The organism is Streptomyces sp. MGP-BFMKR1 (genome assembly GCF_057766585.1).
In genome coordinates this window covers 124,502-142,308 of sequence record NZ_CM173408.1, presented here as the reverse complement: position 1 = coordinate 142,308, position 17,807 = coordinate 124,502, and the positions used below count along the sequence as shown (strand labels likewise).

Sequence of the window (17,807 nt, the reverse complement as noted above, 5' to 3'; positions counted from 1 at the left end):
AATCCAGCGACGCGCCGATTACGCGCCCTGCCACGACAACGCGCGACCGGCCGACCCCATACGTCGAACTCCGCGCGTTTCGGCCGCCGCACGCAAAGCGAATACCGCCCGGACACACAACGCGGCGTACCGGCCCGGCCGTTATGGGGTGGCCGGACCGGTACGCCGCACAAAGCGCCACAGCGGTTTATGCGCGGCGACAGTCGTATGTGCCCTTCAAAACCGTGCCATCCGAGAAGGTCATGGTCTGATGGTTGGTGAAGTGGTTCCTGTTCACCACCTGGTAATCGTCGTGCAGGCTGATCGGGACGCCCGTGGTCTCCCCGCTGGGGTCGGGCTTCACCACCTGGCTGAGCGAGCCGGTGAAGACGAGGTGCCCGTCCTTCCAGGGAGCGGCGGCGTAATTCCCGTTGCTTCCCCAGTTGTCGTGGTACTGGTTGATGAACTTCTTCGCCACCGGGTCCCAGCCGAACGTCGCTCGGCCGACCACGTCACCGGGCTGCATCCTGGCGTCGGTGTAGAGGTAGTGCCCGCCCATGGCACGCTTCGTGGTCATCGTCATCGTCGCCGGCTTGGAGCCGGGCGGCGGCGCGTAGTCGCACGTGAACGTGCCGAGCAGGAAGTCAAGGCCCCGGATCTGCGGAGGCGCGGGCAGGGTGCGCGGCTTGTGCGGCCTGGTGTGCTGCTGCTGCGCGGAGTCGGCCGCGCTCCGGGGGGCCGGTTCCGCGCCCACCGGTGCCACGGCGAACAGGGCCAGGCCCAGGGCCGACGCGCCCGCTATGCCGAGCGGGGCGCCTCGCCACCGCACCGGGACCAGCCTGCGCCGCTCCCGCCCCTCTGGTTTCTGGGTACTCACACTCAACTCCTGCGATTCGTACGGTACCCGCGGCTCACGCAGCGGGCGGCCCACCGGCCGGCGCGGTGACGCGGTGGTTGCCGGACGCCGAATCCGCTGCGGGCTGGGCGTCCGGACCGGTGTGCGCCACCCTCCGGGCAGGCAGGTGCCGCCCATCGTTCGCGTCGACGCTAAAGGTGGGCTAAGGCGTGGCGTGAACCATGCGCTGCCGCGGGCCCTGGCCCGAGAGCGCGGGCCCCGAGGCCCAGACCGGATGGGGCGGCCGGCGGGTGGGCGGCGTACGCGTGTCGTCGGCGGGAGCGTACGAGACCAGGGCGTACGTCAGGCGCGCGGCGTCGCGTCGGGCCGCGCCGCGTTGGCCAACTCGTCCGCGACGAGCCGGATGACCTCGCCGCTGCGCTCGCTGAGATAGAAGTGCCCGCCAGGAAAGACGCGCAGGTCAACCGGGCCGGTGGTGTGCTCGGACCAGGCCCTGGCCTCGTCCAGCGTCACCTGCGGGTCGCTGTCGCCGACGAGCACGCTGAGCGGGGCGTGCACCATGGAGCCCGGGATGACGCGGTAGGTCTCGATGGCGCGGTAGTCGCCGCGGATCGCGGGCAGGATCATCGCCCGCGTCTCCGGATCGTCCAACAACCCCGCGTCCGTCCCGCTCAACCGCTGAAGTTCGGCCACGATCCCCTGGTCGTCCCGCTCGTGCACCGACTCGGCGCGCACCCGCGAGGGCGCCCGCCGCCCCGAGACGAACAGCCTGACCAGCGGCGGCGCACCGGCCGCGGCCAGCCGCAGGGCCACCTCGTACGCGACGACCGCGCCCATGCTGTGTCCGAAGAACGCCAACGGACGGTCAGCCAGCGGGCGCAAGGCGGGAACGAGCGCGTCGGCCAGTCGGTGCAGGTCGTCGATGGTGGGCTCGGCACGGCGGTCCTGCCGGCCCGGGTACTGCACGGCGCGTACGTCCACGGCGGGGGAGAGCTGCGCCGAGACCGGGAAGTAGAAGCTCGCCGAGCCACCCGCGTGCGGAAAGCACACGAGTCGAACGGCGTCGTCCGCCGCCGGGTGGAATTGCCTGATCCAGGTCCGCGGGTCGGTCGTCGGTGCTGTCATCGCGCTGTGCCATCCCTTCGGCCGCTCGGCCTCGCCTGCCGGTCGACACTCCGCCGACCCTCGCTTCCGGTTCTGGTTCCGGTTCTGGTGGTGCTTCCGGTTCAGCGCCCGCTTCCGCGACGGGAGCGAGCGTGTGGCCCGCCGTCCCATTCGTCGTTGTTCGAGAACGTGCGCGTCGCCTTTGGCGTATTGCGCGCCCCCCGCGCTCCTCACGCGGTGGTGCGCCGCACTTGCAATGGAGTGGTCCTAGCCGAAACGTAGCACCGACTCCTTTGTGCCCAGGGCCTTTTCGGACAGCCCAGCCGCCTTAGTTCAGCTTTAGTCGCATCGCGCACCATGAGCCGAACGCGGAGTCGGCGCGCCCCAGCAGCGTGGTGCCGGTGCTTTCCAGTGGATGTGCGTGACAAGGAGGATGATGATGGGCGAGGTTGACGGAGTTGGGGAGTCCTCTCTCACGAGCAACTGGTCTGCGGTGGAGAAGTATTTCGAGCAGGCGCCCACCTCGCGGGAGATGATGGGCTGGATCGAGAACATCTACAACCAGGGAATTCGGCGGGCGGGATATCCCGCCGACAGCTGGATCGAGGAATGGGCCGCCGAACAGTTCCGGCAGACGGGGCTCGAGGACGTCCGGCTCGAACCGCTGAACACCCCCATCTGGCGCCCCAGGTCCGCGCACTTCGAGATCTGGCCCACCGGCAGGCCCGACGAGGTCACCCGCTTCTCCGGCCTGGCCCTGCCGTACTCGACCCCCACCGAGGGAACCGAGGGGCGGCTGGCGCGCATGGAGGACGGCGAGGTGAGTGGCGGGATCGCGGTTCAGGAGATCACGTTCTCGCAGGTGCCGCAGTCGCAGATGGCCGAGCGCGCCACCGACTCGTACGACCCGGAGGGCGTGCTGCCCGACCTCGTGCAGACCGTGCCCTTCGACCTGCCGCACGTGCTCGACTTCGACGTGGCGGCCAAGAACGGCGCCACGGCCTACGTCGGCCTGCTGACCGGCGTGCCCTGGGAGACCAGCGACTTCTACTGGCCCTACGACGCGGAGCGGCGCCCCATCCCCGGCATCTGGCTCAGCGGCAACGACGGCCGCGAGGTCCGCGAGCTGATGGCCTCCGGTGAGTGCGAGGGCCGCATCGTCTCCGACGCCACCCTCACCGAGGAGACCACCCACAACGTCGTCGGCACCCTGCCCGGCGCCTCCGACCACTGGGTGATCATCGGCTCGCACCACGACGGCCCGTGGGCCTCGGCGGTCGAGGACGCCTCCGGCGTCTCACTCGTCCTGGCGCAGGCCAGGTTCTGGGCGTCGGTGCCGCGGGAACTGCGCCCGCACAACATGCTGTTCCTGCTGACGTCCGGCCACATGGCGGGGGCGGCGGGAACGCAGGCGTTCATCGCGGACCACCAGGAGCTGTTCCCGAAGGTCGTCCTGGAGATGCACCTGGAGCACGTCGCCCGCCGCGCCGACGTGATCGACGGCGAGGTCGTCGCCAGCGACGACCCCGAGGTGCGCTGGTGGTTCGCGACCCAGGCGCCCGCGCTGGAACACCTGGTCCTCGACTCGCTCGCCGCGGAGGACATCAAGCGCTCCTGGCTGCTGTCCCCGACCGCGCTCGCCCCCAACCCGGCGACGGACGGCGCGTACTTCTACTACACGGGCGTCCCGCTCGTGCAGTACATCTGCACCCCGATCTACATCTTCGACCCGCGGGACACCCCCGACAAGGTGGACGAGCCGAGCCTGGTGCCGATCTCCAAGGCGGCGGCCCGCATCATCGCCGGCACCGCCGGCTGCGACCCGGACACCCTGCGCGTCCCGCTGGAGAACGCGGCGGCGGCCACCCCGAGCGAGGCCGACGCGGCGGCGCCGGAGAGCTGACAGCCGCGTTCCCGCGAACGGGTCACCACCCCGCGCCGGCGCTCCGAGCGCCGCGCGGGGTGGTGCGTCGTACGGTGGCGGTGTCGCTCAGCGAGGTCACAGCTCCAGCACCCCCACCGTCTCGTCCCCACTGGTCTCGCCGGTGGGACGGAAACCGAGCCGTAGGTAGAAGTCCGCTGGACCGCCCGCCCCCGGGTCCCAGGTGGTCGTCATGCGGGTGCCACCGCGACGCCGAACCTCGGCGGCCACGGACTCCACCGCGAAGCGCCCGTACCCCCGCCCCTGCTGGCCGGCAGCGATGTTGAGCCGCCAGAGCCCGGAGCGCAGGTCCGTGCCGTCGCCGGTCCAGTCCACGCCGAAGAAGCCCATGAGAAAGCCCACGGCCTCGTCCCCCGCGTAGATGAGCCGAGGCCAGGCGATGCCGGGATGGACGTACGCCTCGGCGAGGGACTTCACCACCGGGGTCACCAGACGCTCCTGGTCGGGGCGAACTCGCAGGCCGAGCGCGGCCTCGATGTTGTCCGGGGTGATCTCCCGCAGATGGGGTGAGCCAGTCATGGCCGCACCCTACGCAGGCCGACCGGGCGCCCAGACGGCGGCCTACCCAATCCGTCCCGACGCGAACCGACGGGCGCGGCGCGGGGGTCGGCTGCTCGGTGTGAGGCCACGGGCGGGCTACGGTGCTCGGGTGCGACTGCTGCTGACCTCGGACACCCATCTGCCCCGCCGCGCCAAGGCGCTGCCGCCGCCGCTGCTCGCTGAGGTGGAACGGGCGGACGTCGTCATCCACGCGGGGGACTGGGTCGACGTCGCGACGCTCGACCTGCTGGAGGAGCGCGCCGAGCGGCTGATCGGCGTCTGGGGCAACAACGACGGGCCGGCGCTGCGGGAGCGGCTGCCCGAAGTGGCGTACGCGGAACTCGGCGGGTTGCGGTTCGGGGTGGTGCACGAGACCGGGCCGGCCCAGGGGCGCGAGCGGCGCTGCGCCGAGCGCTTTCCCGACCTCGACGTGCTGGTCTTCGGGCACAGCCACATCCCGTGGGACACCGTGAGTCCGGACGGCCGGCTGCGGTTGCTCAACCCGGGCTCACCGACCGATCGGCGACGACAGCCGTACTGCACCTACCTGACGGCGACCGCGTCGGCCGGCCGGCTGACCGACGTGGAGCTGCACCGCCTCCCCAGGAACCGGTAGCACCGGGCGCGTAATCGCGTCCGCATCGGGTGGGCTGGCGCCCCCGCCACGGGTGTGTCGTGGCGGGGGCGCCGCTTGGTGCGGGTGGGGCGGGATCAGCCGCTCACGGTGATCTGCGACCCGGGGTCGGTCACGTCGGTGACCAGGTAGGTCGCGTTGAACGTGGAGCTGGTGGAGCTGGTCGGGCAGCCGAACCCACCCTCCACCTTGACCGGCACCGCCGCGTTGGTGAACGCCAGCCGGGAGGGCGCGCCGTTGGTCCACGCGCCGGAGATCGACGCCTCGGCGGTGGGTGCCGCGGTGACCGTGCACGTGGCCAGGCCGCTGGTCTTGAGGACGAAGCCACCGGTCGGCATGGTGAGCTTGGCGCTCACCGCGTCCCCGTGCTGCACGGCGATGCCCCAGGACCCGGAGGTGGCGATGGTCGCGCTGACCCCGGGCATGCTGGTGGTGCAGGAGCTGTAGGTGGGCGGGTTGAGCGGCCCGCCGACCGGTCCGGCGGGGTTGGTGTTGTTGGGCGCGGCCGGCACCTGGTTGGCGGCGCCGCTCGCCGGGTTCGTCGGCTGTGTGGTGGAGACCGCACAGGTGACCGTCACGGACCCGGCCTTGAAGGTGGCCTTGCCGGAGAGGGTGGCCTTGAAGTAGTGACCGGCCGGGGTCACCGTCGTCGGGCCCGCCGCGACGTCGGGGCGGGCGTTCGCCGTTCCGGCGAGCGAGAGGGCGGCGACGCTGGCGAGCCCGGCGCTCGCCGCGAGGACGGCGCGCAGAGACATGGATCGAGACATCGTGCGGCTCCTTGTGTGGGAGGAATCGATGACATCGTGCGTGTGCTGTGCAGCGCGAACCACAGGGCCGGACAAGGGAGTTGAGGGTTGGGGTTGGAGAACCGGCGACCGTGGTCGTGCGGGTGCGGTGCGGGTGGTGCGCGTTACGGCGTCGACGGGTCGGCGGTCGGTCCCTGGGCGCCGGTCGCGCCGCCCGCCCCCGCCAGCCGGTCCGCTCCACGCGGGGGTGCGGCGTCCGCGTCGCGGCTGGCGGGAGCGTCGTACGTACGGGGTGAGGGCGTCCCGTCGGGTTCGACGTCGGGTCCGGCATCGGGATCACCGTCCGGCGCGGCGTCGGGCTCGGCCGGCGGGTCCGACCGCGCCGCGGGCGGCAGGGGCTGCCACGCGAAGATGAGGCTGCCACCCACGACGCCGACGACCGTGCCGACGAAGAACCCACCGAGGTTGGACAGGACCAGGGCTCCGGCCGCGACCAGCACGGCCAGCACACCCGCGAGCCCGCGGTAATAGGGCGCGAACCAGGCGCTGAGTCCCATCAGCACCAGGACGAGCCCCATCATGACGGACACCACGCCGGTGACGCCCTGGAGCACCATGACCTTGAGGGGCGCCAGCGGAATCGCGGCGATCTCCGCCCCCGCGCCGATGGTGATCAGTCCGCCCCAGAACGGCCGGCCCCTGCGCCACCTCCGGAAGGTCAGAAGCATTCCTTCTTGCCCTTGCTGATCTTCATGCTCAGTCCGTTGAGCTTGAAGGTGCCCGCGGTGGTGGCCCAGGCGACCGTGCGGAGCTTGGCGATGCGGATGTCGTCGGCCTGCTGGGAGAACGCGTCCTGCATGCCTTGGGCGCCGTCCGGCCCCTTGTCGAGCGTGGAGGCGTCGCGACCGATCTCGATGTTGTTGAAGCTCGCGTCTCCGGCGATGCCGGTGGCGTCCATGTACAGGTCCGTGGCCTGGACCGGCTTGGAGCCCGTGCCCGCCGACAGCTTGAGCGAGATCGACCCGACGATCGGCAGCTTGGTGACCACCGACTGGCACAGGTTGCTGATCTCGGCCTTCTTGATGGCCGTCACCGCCACCGGCAGCAGGTCGCCGCGCGCGTTGGTGTCCACGCTGCCGTACTGGGCGAAGCCGTCCCCCTTGAGGTCGTCGGCCGCCACCTTGAACTGCTGACCGGAGACGGCGAACGACGCGGCGAGCGCGCCGTTGGCCAGGGCGACGGCCAACGCGGCCGTCGTGGCGAACCCCGGCACCGAGAGCACGGCGAATCTTCGCCATCTCACCCGGCCTACTACATGTCTTCCTTGCTCATCTCTCATGGCGATATATCCCCTTCGAAGAGCAGGGCGGCGCGCACGGCGATGTGCGGGAGAGGAACGGGCTCGGGGTCCCCAGCGGCTCGGCCTGACGCCCCGCATGCATGACCCGTGCATGCCAACTTCACTTTGGCTTACTAGAGAGTAAGTAAGCTCCGTCGCACTGACAAGACGCCGAGCAGCGCGCGTTTCCGCGAGTTTCGCGGCCCCGCGACCGGCACCCCCGACACGGCCACGTCAGCGACGAAAGTCCCACGCGCGACGCGCCGTTGACGCCGGGTGGGCCCGAGACCGTCGGGCGGCGGCCCGCCCGGCCGCCCGGCGCGTGGACCCCGGAGCGGGCGCCGCCGACATCCGGCCCGGGGCCGGCGCGCGCCACACCCCGGCGGCCACGCGGGCGCGGCTCAGCGCTTGGCGAAGGCGAGCACGGCGACGAGGGTGTGTGGCTGGCGGGTCGAGAGGTACAGGTACGGGGCGCGGTAGTCGGGCGCGGTGATCTCGATGCGCAGCGCCGTCGGCACGTGGCTGCGCAGCAGCATCAGCGCATGGGCGTCGGCCCGCCGGGTACGCCAGGCCAGCGCCTCCTCGGGGTCCAGGATCTCGGGCATGCCGAGCACGTCGATGGGTAGCCGGATCTTGCCCGCGGTGAGGGACCCGATGGTCACCTTGATGCGGGAGCGGCCGTACGCGAACGTCCCGGCCGCAGCCGCGCACGAGACCAGCAGCAGCGCGCCGAGCGCTGCCGGCACTCCGAAGGGGAGCAGCACCAACGCCAGAGCAAGGCCGGGCAACGGCACCCACAGCCACCAGGCGGGGGGCACGCTCAGCCGCTCGTCGTAAAGAGACATGAACCCAGAATGACAGTTCCGATCAGTTCGATGATCTCCGGGCCACGGGCGTGGCGTACGGGGACGGCGGTCGCGGCGCCCGCCACGGCGGCGTGCCGTACGACCGCGACGTGCCGCGGCGCGGCTCGGGCGCATGATGGAAGGAGCGGGTCCCCATCCCCACCGCGAGCGCGACAGCAATCCGACAGCACACCGTGGAGGAAGCATGAGCGACGAGATGGCGGATGACGTGTACCAGCCCACGGGCAGCAACGAGGAGCAGGAGGACGCGGCGCCGCTGGACACGCAGAACGCGCTCGGCGGGCGGAGCTACGACGAGACCCTCGACGAGGGGTACTCGCCGCCCGAGAAACCGCTGGGCGTCAACAAGGTCGGCACGACGGCCGAGGAGCAGTACCACGGGGAGACCCTGGACGAGCGGCTGCGGCAGGAGGTCTCCGACGTCGGTGTCCCGGAGGGTGACGGCCGCGGTGACCTGGCCGGCGGCGACGGTGAGCTGATCGACGACGAGGTGGGCGACGACCGGGCGGGGCGCCTGCTGGCCCCCGACGAGGGCGCCCACCCCGACCGGACCAAGGATCTGACCGCCCGCGACGTGGGCATCGACGGCGGCGCGGCCGGGGCCGAGGAGGCCGCCGTGCACCTCGTGGAGCCGGAGGAGTACGCCGACGAGGAGCCGGACGTCGACCCCCGGCCCTGAGCGTCTCACGGCCCCCGTCCGTCACCCGTTTGCCGGAGTCCCGGCTCCTCGCCACGGACGCGCCGGCCCGGTCGGCGGTGGTGTCAGCCTGTTGTCCGGCCGACACAGTGGTGGGAGGGCTGGCCCGACGCGCCGCAACCCTTCGGGCCGACCGGCCTCTCGGAGAGTTCGGGAGGGCGGGTGCCGCGCGGAGCGGCTGGGGCGCACCGGCAGGCTGACTCAGTCGGGGGGTGTGATGCCCCAGGCCACGGCCCGGGCCGCGGCGGCGGCGCGGTTGGGGAGGTCGAGCTTGGCGAGGATGTGCTCGATGTGCGTGCCGACCGTGCGCGGGGTGACGTACAGCCGCTCGGCGATCTCCCGGTTGGTGCGGCCGGTGGTGAGGTGGGCCAGCACTTCGAGCTCCCGTGGCGAGAGGCCGCCGGGGCGCCGCGGACGTGCCGCGCCCCGCTCCGACGGCTCGTCGGCGTGGGGGAGGGCGACGGCAGCGGCCAGTGCCTCGGTGAGCAGGGTGACCGCGGCGCGCGCCGCGTCGGGCGCGGGCCGCGGTCGGCGGGTGCTCAGGTTGAGCATGCCGACGTAGCGACCGTCGGCGGCGAACAGACACTGGGCCACCCCACCCTCGATGCCGAGCGGACGCAGCACCTCGCGGAAGCCCGGGGAGGCGGCCAGCAGGTGCCAGGGCACCTCCCCGAGCCACAGTCCGCCCCGGTTCGGGTCGCGCAGGACGGCGAAGACCGGGTCGCGGTGGAGGCGGTTTTCGATGTACGCCGTGGCGTCGGCCGGGTAGCAGCCGGCCAGGGTGGTGTGGCGTTCGCGGAGCGGGTCCCACCGGGCCAGCGACGCGTGGTCGTACTCCGCGACCTCCGACAGCGCCGCAAGCACCGCGTCGACACCGGTCGCGCCCCGCGCCGCGCTCCTGGCCGCCTGGCGTACCTGGACGGCCGCGTTCAGGATGTCCGCCGTGCTCCGCTCCGCTGCCACCCCGCAAGCATGATCACGTCCCCGGAGTCACGTCAATCGCCGAGGGTGTCGTGCACGACCCGGCCGTCCACCACGGTGAGGGTGACCGGGAGGTGGGGGATGTCGTGCGGGTCGACGGTGAGCAGGTCCCCGTCGAGCACGCACAGGTCGGCGACCTTGCCTGTCTCCAGGGAACCCTTCCAACCGTCGGCGAAGTCCTGCCAGGCGGCGTCGATGGTGTACGTACGGATCGCCTCGGCCAGGCTGATGCGCTGCTCAGGACCGCTGACCCGACCGGCGGCCTTCGACTCGCGCAGCACCATGGTGGCGATGCCCTGGCGCCAGTCCGGGGCGGTGACGGGGGCGTCGGACCCGCTCGCGACCCGTACGCCGGCGTCGAGGGCCGCGCGGTAGGGCCACGCGTACGCGGCCCGCTCCGCGCCGACGAACTCCTCCTCCAGGTCGGCGACGGTCCACTTGATGGTCGGGTTCATGTTGACGCCGAAGCCGTGCGCGGCCAGCACCCGCATGCTGTGGTCGGTGAGGAAGTCGCCGTGGATGAGGTAGTGCCGGGCGTCGGGCCGCGGGTGTTCGGCGACGGCCGCGGAGAAGGCGTCCGCGACGGTGTCGATGGCCCGGTCACCGGTGACGTGCACGCCCACCTGGTGTCCGGCGGCGTGGGCGTGCCGGATCATGACGCCGAGTTCGGCGGCCCGCTCGTGGTCGGTGTCGCCGCCGACGCACAGGGAGCCGCAGCCGCCGCCGACGTACGGCTCGTTCATCCAGGCCGTCTTGTTGGGGACGATGCCGTCGGCGAAGAGTTTGACCCCGTGGATCGCCAGGCGGCGCGGGTCGGCGGTATGCGGGACGTCGACGGCGGTGAGGTTGCGGGCGAACTCCTCGGCGGTGCTCGCCATGCCCGTGGGCAGCAGCAGGACGCCGACCCGGGCGGTGAGTTCGCCGTCGGCCAGCAGCTCGCGGTAGACGTCGAGGGTGAGTGCCCCGAGCGCGCCGCGCATGATGCCGTCCCCGCCGGGGCCGAGCCCGGGCTCGGTGTAGCTGGTTACGCCGAGGCGGGCGAGCGTGGCGAGGGTGGACCTGATGGCGTCGGCCCGCTCCCGCCGGCTGAGCGGCGGCAGCGCGTTCTGGACCAGGGCCTGGGCCCCCTCGTGGAGCAACCCGGTCGGCTCTCCGGCCTCGTCCACGACGATGGTTCCGCCGGGCGGCGCGACGGTGTGCCGGTCGATCCCGATGAGTTCCAGCGCCCTGGAGTTGACCCAGGTGGCGTGCCCGGAGAAGGAGTACAGGACGACGGGGTGGTCGGGGCTGACGGCGTCGAGGTCGTGCCGCGACGGCAGCCGCGACGCGTCCCGCAGGCACTCGTCCAGGTACCCGGTGTCCCAGCCGTGCCCGGTGACCCACTGCCCGTCCGGCACCCGCCCGACGGCCTCGCCCACCGCCCGTGCCACCTCGGCGAGGGAGGCCACGGCGGGATGGCCCAGGTCGAGGGAGAGCGGCGGGGACGCCATGCCGAAGGCGCATCCGTGCAGGTGGGAATCGTTGATACCGGGTAGCAACGTCGCTCCCCGCAGGTCGATGACCCGGGTGTCGGGACCGACGAGCGGCGTGACGTCGTCGCGCCCACCCACGGCACTGATGGTTCCGCCGGTCACCGCCAGGGCCGAGGCGACGGAGAACTCCGCGTCCACCGTGACCACCCGCCCACCGACGAACACCAGGTCCGCATACGTGTCCACTGAAAGGTCCTCTCGGAAACCGGGCGCGCCACGGCCGCCCGCGAACGATCTCCCCGGACTATGTCCGCCCCGCCACCCCTCGCGCATCGGTCATCCCACCGATGCGCGCTCCGCGCCTCCCGGGAGGCGGCCCGGCCCACAACCCGCGATCCGGGCCCCGTCGGGCCGCACGGGGACGGCCCCGGAGGGGCTGCCACCGTCGTCGGATGAACGATGACCCGCGCACCCACCCGTCCGAGGTGGCCGACGACCGCGCGTCGCTGACGGCGTTCCTCGACTACCAACGCGCCACGTCGGCCATGAAGTGTGCCGGCCTGACCGGCGCGCAAATGAGACAACGGGCGATTCCCACCTCGACCCTGACTCTGCTGGGGCTGGTCCGACACGCCGTCGAGGTCGAGCGGAGTTGGTTCCAGACGGTGCTGAACGGGAAATCCCCGCCCGCCCTGTGGCCGCGCGTGAACGGCGCGTTCGGCGAATGGCAGGGAGCGGACGCCGACGTCGACGAGGCGTTTACCCTGTGGCGCGCGACATGCGAGGACTCCCGCGCGGTGGTGAACGCCTTCCCCACACTGGACCGCCCGGGTGGAATTCCGGGGCGAGAGCATCTCGCCGCGCTATGTCCTCACCCACATGCTGGAGGAATACGCGCGCCACAACGGCCACGCCGACCTCCTGCGGGAAGCGATCGACGGCACGGTGGGGGAGTAGGCGCGGGAGCGCGGACGGCGGCGCGCAGTGGCCCGCTCGGGGCGCGCGGGCCTCGCCGGCCCGGCTCCCGGAGCGCGGTCGCGCCCGTCACGCCGGAGCAAGCCGCCGCCGACCGCCCGCAGCAACCCGCAGCAACCCGCAGCCCCCAACCACCTACGGCGCACAGGGAGGCCCCTGGAGCGCGTACCGCTGGCCCTGCGCGTACGCCCCGCAGGCGGCGGCCGTGCGAGGGCCCTTGGGCGTGAGGCGCAGGACCACCAGGGTCTTGTCCCGGGGCGGGGCGTTGCTGCCGGAGGCGTAGGTGACCGCGCCGGTCGCCCCGTCGAAGGAGACGCCGGACCTGAGGGCGGTGGTGACCGCGCTCCTGCCCACGCTGTGGTCGGCCCGGGCCAGGTCGACCGCCTGGGACAGGACGTGCAGGGCGTCGTAGGTGACGGCCGCCTGGCCGTCGTCGCGCCACGGGTCCCGGCCCCGCTCGCTCGCGACGAAGGCGTTGTAGGCGGCCACGAACTGCTGGGTCTTGCGGCTCGCCAGCGGGTCGGCGTCGGGCAGCCGGTGCGCCACGTAGTACAGCCGCAGCCAGCCCCTGCCCTCGAACTCGCCGGTCTGGGCCACGTTCGTCAGCTCGTTGCCGGCCAGTACGGTGACGGCGCGCTGGCCACAGGCGTTGCGCGCGTCCAACGCGTCCACGAAGGCCGCGAAGTCCCGGGTGCGGCCGGCCCAGTAGACCACCGTACGGCTGTCGGTACCCAACACCTCGCACACCTTGTCGGCGAGGTCGCGCGGGCGTGAGTAGCCGAACACACCGGGGTCGGAGAGGTCGAAGTCGCCCTCCTGGGAGAAGTTGACCAACTCCGCCACGCCGTCCGGGCCGTCGCCCTCCGCGCCGCTGACGAAGTCCCCCTTGAACAGGCTGGCCAGGCTGCGGCTGTAGAGGTCGTCCGGGCTCTGCACCACGATCGCGCGCCGGGCCGGGGTGCACCCGGCGCCGCTCGGCCGCGCCACCAGCCTCTTGGTGCGGGCGAAGGAGGCCACCACCCGCGCCTCGGTGCTGTTGACCGGCGTGAGGGGCCAGTAGTAGTCGCCGACCTGCATCTCGTCGGCGGTCGCCGTCGTCCCCACGGCCGGGATACGCGCCCGCGCCAGGACGCGCAGGGCCTCGCGGGTCGAGTCGCGGCTCTGCGCGAAGCCCAGGACGCCCACGACCTCCCGGGCGCCCGTACGGTCGCCGGCCGCCACCTCCGCGACCAGCTTCCGGGCCTCCTCGGCGGCGCGGACGAAGCCGCGCCCGGTGTTGCGCACCTCCACCCGCAACGGCACCCGCGAATCGTCCGAGAACGCCTCGCTGTTGAGCCGCTGCTGCCACAGGGTGATACCACGCAACTCCGGCACGATCCCGTCGAACAGCGTGCCCGCCGCGCTCTCCGGGCCGGCGGAGGCGAAGTAGACGATGGTGCGCACCGTCCGGCCGCGCGCGGCGAGTTCCTCCGCCCGCCGGTTCTCCCCTTCGATCGCCCGCAGCGCGGTCCGGTACCACTCCGCGGGGTGCACCTCGCCGGGCGCGGCGCGGTTCGGCGCGGTGCTGTCCCCCGCCACACAGCCGGTCTCCGGGGCGGGTTCGAGCCAGGTGGCGCCGCCCGACACGCCGCCCAGGGTGACGGCCAGGGCCGTAGTGCCGGAGGCCAGCGCCGTCTGGGTGCGCCAGTGCAGCCGGTAGCGGCGCGGCGGCCGGCAGCGGATGGGCAGCCCGCGCCGTTCGAACGGCTCCTCCTGGAGGTCGACCAGGACCGGCCGGTCGGCGCCGAGCCGGAGCGCCCGCCCCGCCTGGGCCGCGTCGAGGCGCTCCGGGTCGAGTTCGGCCACGAGCGCCTCCGAGAAGCGCCCCACGGCGACCACCAGCGGGCCGAGGGTGGGCGACTGGGCCTGAGCCTTGGCGTACACGCACAGGAAGCGCTCCGCGGCCCGCGCTCCCGGCTCGTCCGGATGCGGTACGTGGACGAGCACCACCGGGCGGGCGGTGCGTCGGCGCCGCTTGGGCAGCAGACCGCCCACCCGTGGCAGCGCGAGGTCGGCCAGCAGGGCCAGGGTCAGCAGTTGTTCCAGGACCGTGCGGGCGTCCTCGCGCTGCTGCTTGCCCTCCCGCAGCCGGAGCCGGCTGACCTGCCGGTCCGCGACCCCGTCCATCACCTGGAACAGGTCCTCCCGCCCCCGGGCGACGTTCAACTCGGCACCGAGCCAGCCTCGTCGGCCGCCGGCGCGCCGACGCGAGCGCCGGATCAGTCTGCGCGTGACCCGGTGGGACCACCACCAGCGCGGCAGCGTGTGCGTGAAGGACAGCCAGAACGTGCGCAGCAGCCAGCCGCCGAACCCCGCGTTGTCCGGCACGCCCTTGCCGCCCAACGCCCACAGCAGCTTCGGCAACCCACCCCGGTGCACCCGCCGCTCGTACGCGTGGTTCCGCAGGGCCACCGCGTCGTCGGGGGCGGGTACGGACATGCCCGCCGGGCCCTGGGGCGCCGGCTCCGCGGCGGCGGCCTCCGTAGGGGCCCCGGCCGAGGGCCCGTCGGCGGGCGTCGTCTCGGCGCGCGCCCGGATCGCGGTCACCAGGTCGAGCATGAGCGCGACGTCGGCGAACCGGTCCGGGGTCATCCGGGACGGGATACCGAAGGCGAGTTCCTGGCTCGCCTGCTCGGCGACGAGGTCGTCGTCGGCGGTGGGGTGTGCCACCGCGTGGGGGATGAGTTTCTCGCCCTGGCCCTCCAGCGGCGCCCGCAACGCCGCCACCACGCGCTTGACCTGCGCGCGGTACGTCGCCACCGTGGCCGTGCCCTGCCGCCGCCCCGGCACCTGGAGCAACAGCAGCGGAAGTCCGATCGCCAACTGCCCGCGCCTGGCGGGAACGAGAGCCACCGGATATTCACGGGCGAATTCGTCGGCTCCCAGATCGTCGGGAAATGTCGAATCGATCATGGCGTCCCCCCGAACCGAATGCGCCACTCGCAATGACGGGAACCAGGCTACACCCGGCGCTTCGGGACCCCTCCCCAGTAATGCGCGTGCGAGAATTACTGGGACCGCGAGTCAGGTTCTCCGTTGTTTCGGGTGAGCAGAATGTGATTACCGGTGCGCCGCGAATTTCCGCCCCGCATTCCCTTATGCGGGAAAACCCTGCCTTTCCGGGCGGGCTGCTCGGGAGCGGGCGAGCGCCTTGCGTGGGCTCATCGGATGGCATGGGTGCTCTGATGTGAGGTGGATGGGAGGCTTCTGGATCATGGAGTTCTCCGCACTTCAAGATCCATAAAGGTTGCCGGGACCGCCGTTTCGCCATCCCGGGCTCTCCGGCGATGGGTGGCGCTCTCTCTCGTCCGCCTGCCGGTTCGCGGTCGGGTTCTCCGGGGCCCTGGCCGGTCGGCCGGGGTGCTCGGTCGCCCGCCCGGGGCTCGGCTGCCTGGCCGTGCTGGGCTCGCCGGGAGCCCGGCGTCGGGGGCGGGCGGCGGCCTGGGTGCCGCCGGCCGCGACGCCCGAGCCGCCGCGGTCGCGCCGGATCCGCCGCGTCTCCGGCGTCAAGTGGCCGGGCGGCGAACGCCGTTGGGGGAGCGGCGTCAGGGGCTCCCGTCCACCTTCCGGAGGGGATTCGCGCGTCCGCCGAGAGGGCGGTGCGAAGAATGTCGGGGTCGCCGCCTTCCGGCCCTCCTCTCCGGTCGCCGGGGACGGGTATGCCCTTATCGCAACCGTCGGCACTTTCAAACCTCGCGGCACTCCATAACCATGTAAATAATGCGTCCACTTAACGAGACGCTTAGTGGCGCCGGTGCGCGCGGATCTCCGAATCAGTCATTCCGGATTGATGTCCGATTTATTGCATTCACTCGGTTGGTTGGGGTTTATCCAATGGTTTTGCATTAATGGTCTTGACCAATGCCCAACAGGCTTGGCATGCTTCCAATGGCCGTAACCGGTAATGCGCTCTCGCAGAGCGAGGCGTTCCATCGGGTATGTGCCGCATCTTGGCGCCGGTAGTTCACGTCATTTGTCTCGCGATACGAGAACGCATCAACCCTGGTTGTAGGGAAGCTCCAAACCCCGTATGGGGAGCTTTATCACCACCCATGGTGTGCCCTCACATTCCCCCCATGGTGCATGAAGGTCCGCAACATCAGTGCGGAGGGCGCTGCCTGCTTTCATGCGTATTCCATGGGCTGTCAGAGAATAGGAGGTTTGCGTCAGACGTGCCAGGAAACCTGATAAAACAGAAAGCCGCATCCGTCGCATACGCGCCCGAGCGCGAATCCTCGGGCCGCACCGTTGATCTGTGGGCCCGCGTGGCCCTGCCCGCGGCGTTACCCGAGCCGCCCGCCGGACCCGTGGTCGCGCCCGGCCTCCGCCTCGCGCTGTCCCTGCTGGACGAAGGCGTGCTGACGAGCCGCGCCAACCGGTCCTGCGGGTCGTACGCCGCGCGGGCGGTACCGTCGGCCGGGGCCGTGTACCCGTACGAATTCGCCGTCCTCGCCCTGGAGGACGGCCAGCCGACGGCGTTTCGCATTGACGCCGATCGCCGCACCTGCGCCCGACTGGCCGTCGGGCCCCGCGTCGCCGCCGCCCTCACCGCGTCCCTGTTGGCCATTCCAGAAGATGGCGGAGCGCTCGTGGTCACGCTCACCCGCCCCTGGCTTTCGATGCGCAAGTACGGCGACCGCGGCTATCTCTACACCCAGCTCGACGCGGGACACGCGGCCGGGAACCTCATGCTGGCCGTCGCCGGCCGTGGCGCCACGGGGGCGCTACGGCTGCGCTTCCCGCGCCAATCCCTGTCGGAATTGCTGGAGGCCGGCGAGAACTGCCGGGAAATTCACTCCGCCGTTCAGGTGCCGGCCAGTTCGATGGGCGAGTCGTGGGCCCGCTGGACCGTGCACGACGACACCGACCGGGAACGGCGCGGGGCCACCTGGCGATCGTGGCTGGAAGGCGCCTGCTGGGACTCGCTCGCCGGCTGGTCCGCCACCTCCGGCTCACCCTTCCTGCCGGCCGCGCCGGCGCCACTCGCCCACGTGCACGCCAACCGTCAACTCGTCTCCGCGACCGCGGGGTTGGGGGACCCGTCCGGCTGGCCGGGGCTGATCGGGACGCGCGTGTCCAGCAAGGCGTTCACGGGCGAACCCGTTCCCGCCGCCGCCGTCTGGAAGGCGGTCGCGGCCCTGTGCACACCGCTGGAGACCGACCTCCCCGCCGCCTCGCCCCTGGCCGCCACCCTGGTTCTGCGCTCGACCACCGAGCCCGCACAGGACGCGGTCTACCGACTGCGCACCGGCGAACGGCAACCGGTGCCGCTGCCGTCCACCGACGAGGTGGCCCGTGCCTGCATGCAGCAGCGCCCCCTCGCCGGGGCCGCCGCCATCGTGCTGCTGCACGTGCCGCGCGCCTCGCTCGCCGGGGCCGGCTCGGCCGGCGACGCCGAGAGCCTGCGCGAACTCGCCTTCCGCTGCGGCGCGTTGGGTCAACTCCTCTACCTGGGGGCGAACCGCGCGGGGATCGGGGTGACCGCCATCGGCGGCTTCGACTCGCCGCTGTGGCGCACGCTGGCAGGGCTGCCGGAGGGTGACGAGACCCTGTACGCCCTGCTGCTCGGCCGCCCGGACGACTCGGGCATCAAGTTCGACCGGCTTGCCATGGCGCACGCCCAGAACGAGCGGTGAG

14 protein-coding genes and 1 pseudogene are annotated in these 17,807 nt (G+C 72.2%); 5 read left to right on the top strand and 10 right to left on the bottom strand.

Annotation, left to right across the window (positions count from 1 at the left end):
* Positions 1-187 precede the first annotated feature (187 nt).
* On the bottom strand, positions 188-856 hold the full coding sequence (locus AC3CHW_RS00615; protein WP_488469159.1) for a DUF1579 family protein: 669 nt from the start codon (positions 854-856) through the stop codon (positions 188-190).
* Between the two features lie 321 nt (positions 857-1,177).
* Entirely contained in the window at positions 1,178-1,960 is a 783-nt protein-coding gene (locus AC3CHW_RS00610; RefSeq protein WP_488469158.1) for a thioesterase II family protein, read from the bottom strand.
* 472 nt (positions 1,961-2,432) lie between these two features.
* Here AC3CHW_RS00610 and AC3CHW_RS00605 point away from each other — a divergent pair, with 472 nt between their 5' ends.
* A complete protein-coding gene (locus AC3CHW_RS00605; protein WP_488469157.1) occupies positions 2,433-3,842 on the top strand; it encodes a M28 family peptidase in 1,410 nt (469 codons plus the stop codon).
* 96 nt (positions 3,843-3,938) lie between these two features.
* Here the strand turns inward: AC3CHW_RS00605 and AC3CHW_RS00600 are convergent, their stop codons facing one another.
* Complete coding sequence (locus AC3CHW_RS00600) at positions 3,939-4,400, bottom strand: GNAT family N-acetyltransferase (RefSeq protein WP_488469156.1); 462 nt, start codon at positions 4,398-4,400, stop codon at positions 3,939-3,941.
* Positions 4,401-4,530: 130 nt separating this feature from the next.
* On the opposite strand from AC3CHW_RS00600, the gene AC3CHW_RS00595 reads away from it, so the two are divergent.
* Positions 4,531-5,037, top strand: coding sequence for a metallophosphoesterase family protein (locus AC3CHW_RS00595; RefSeq protein ID WP_176165669.1), 507 nt, complete (start codon positions 4,531-4,533; stop codon positions 5,035-5,037).
* A gap of 95 nt (positions 5,038-5,132) precedes the next feature.
* Here AC3CHW_RS00595 and AC3CHW_RS00590 read toward each other — a convergent pair whose 3' ends face one another.
* From AC3CHW_RS00590 to AC3CHW_RS00575, 4 genes are all read right to left on the bottom strand, one after another.
* Positions 5,133-5,822, bottom strand: a complete 690-nt coding sequence (locus AC3CHW_RS00590) for a hypothetical protein (protein WP_381165090.1) — start codon at positions 5,820-5,822, stop codon at positions 5,133-5,135.
* 143 nt (positions 5,823-5,965) lie between these two features.
* Positions 5,966-6,529, bottom strand: a complete 564-nt coding sequence (locus AC3CHW_RS00585) for a DUF6114 domain-containing protein (RefSeq protein ID WP_488469155.1) — start codon at positions 6,527-6,529, stop codon at positions 5,966-5,968.
* Positions 6,520-7,140 (bottom strand): DUF6230 family protein, encoded by a 621-nt coding sequence (locus tag AC3CHW_RS00580; protein WP_488469154.1) that lies wholly within the window; start codon positions 7,138-7,140, stop codon positions 6,520-6,522. Before AC3CHW_RS00580 ends, AC3CHW_RS00585 begins: the two co-directional genes overlap by 10 nt.
* 401 nt (positions 7,141-7,541) lie before the next feature.
* Positions 7,542-7,985, bottom strand: coding sequence for a DUF3093 domain-containing protein (locus AC3CHW_RS00575; protein ID WP_488469153.1), 444 nt, complete (start codon positions 7,983-7,985; stop codon positions 7,542-7,544).
* A 205-nt stretch (positions 7,986-8,190) separates the two neighbouring features.
* Here AC3CHW_RS00575 and AC3CHW_RS00570 point away from each other — a divergent pair, with 205 nt between their 5' ends.
* Complete coding sequence (locus AC3CHW_RS00570) at positions 8,191-8,685, top strand: DUF5709 domain-containing protein (protein WP_176165674.1); 495 nt, start codon at positions 8,191-8,193, stop codon at positions 8,683-8,685.
* A gap of 219 nt (positions 8,686-8,904) precedes the next feature.
* On the opposite strand, the gene AC3CHW_RS00565 is transcribed toward AC3CHW_RS00570, so the two are convergent.
* Positions 8,905-9,666 carry a helix-turn-helix transcriptional regulator gene (locus tag AC3CHW_RS00565; RefSeq protein ID WP_488469152.1) on the bottom strand — a complete coding sequence of 254 codons (762 nt, stop codon included), beginning with the start codon at positions 9,664-9,666 and terminating at the stop codon, positions 8,905-8,907.
* A gap of 32 nt (positions 9,667-9,698) precedes the next feature.
* A complete protein-coding gene (locus tag AC3CHW_RS00560; protein WP_488469151.1) occupies positions 9,699-11,402 on the bottom strand; it encodes an amidohydrolase in 1,704 nt (567 codons plus the stop codon).
* Between the two features lie 101 nt (positions 11,403-11,503).
* Between AC3CHW_RS00560 and AC3CHW_RS00555 the strand changes: the two are divergent.
* Positions 11,504-12,113: pseudogene (locus AC3CHW_RS00555) on the top strand (DinB family protein).
* Between the two features lie 153 nt (positions 12,114-12,266).
* Here the strand turns inward: AC3CHW_RS00555 and AC3CHW_RS00550 are convergent.
* A complete protein-coding gene (locus tag AC3CHW_RS00550) occupies positions 12,267-15,083 on the bottom strand; it encodes an ABC transporter substrate-binding protein (protein WP_488469150.1) in 2,817 nt (938 codons plus the stop codon).
* A gap of 1,259 nt (positions 15,084-16,342) precedes the next feature.
* On the opposite strand from AC3CHW_RS00550, the gene AC3CHW_RS00545 reads away from it, so the two are divergent.
* A complete protein-coding gene (locus AC3CHW_RS00545) occupies positions 16,343-17,806 on the top strand; it encodes a nitroreductase family protein (RefSeq protein ID WP_488469149.1) in 1,464 nt (487 codons plus the stop codon).
* Position 17,807 lies beyond the last annotated feature (1 nt).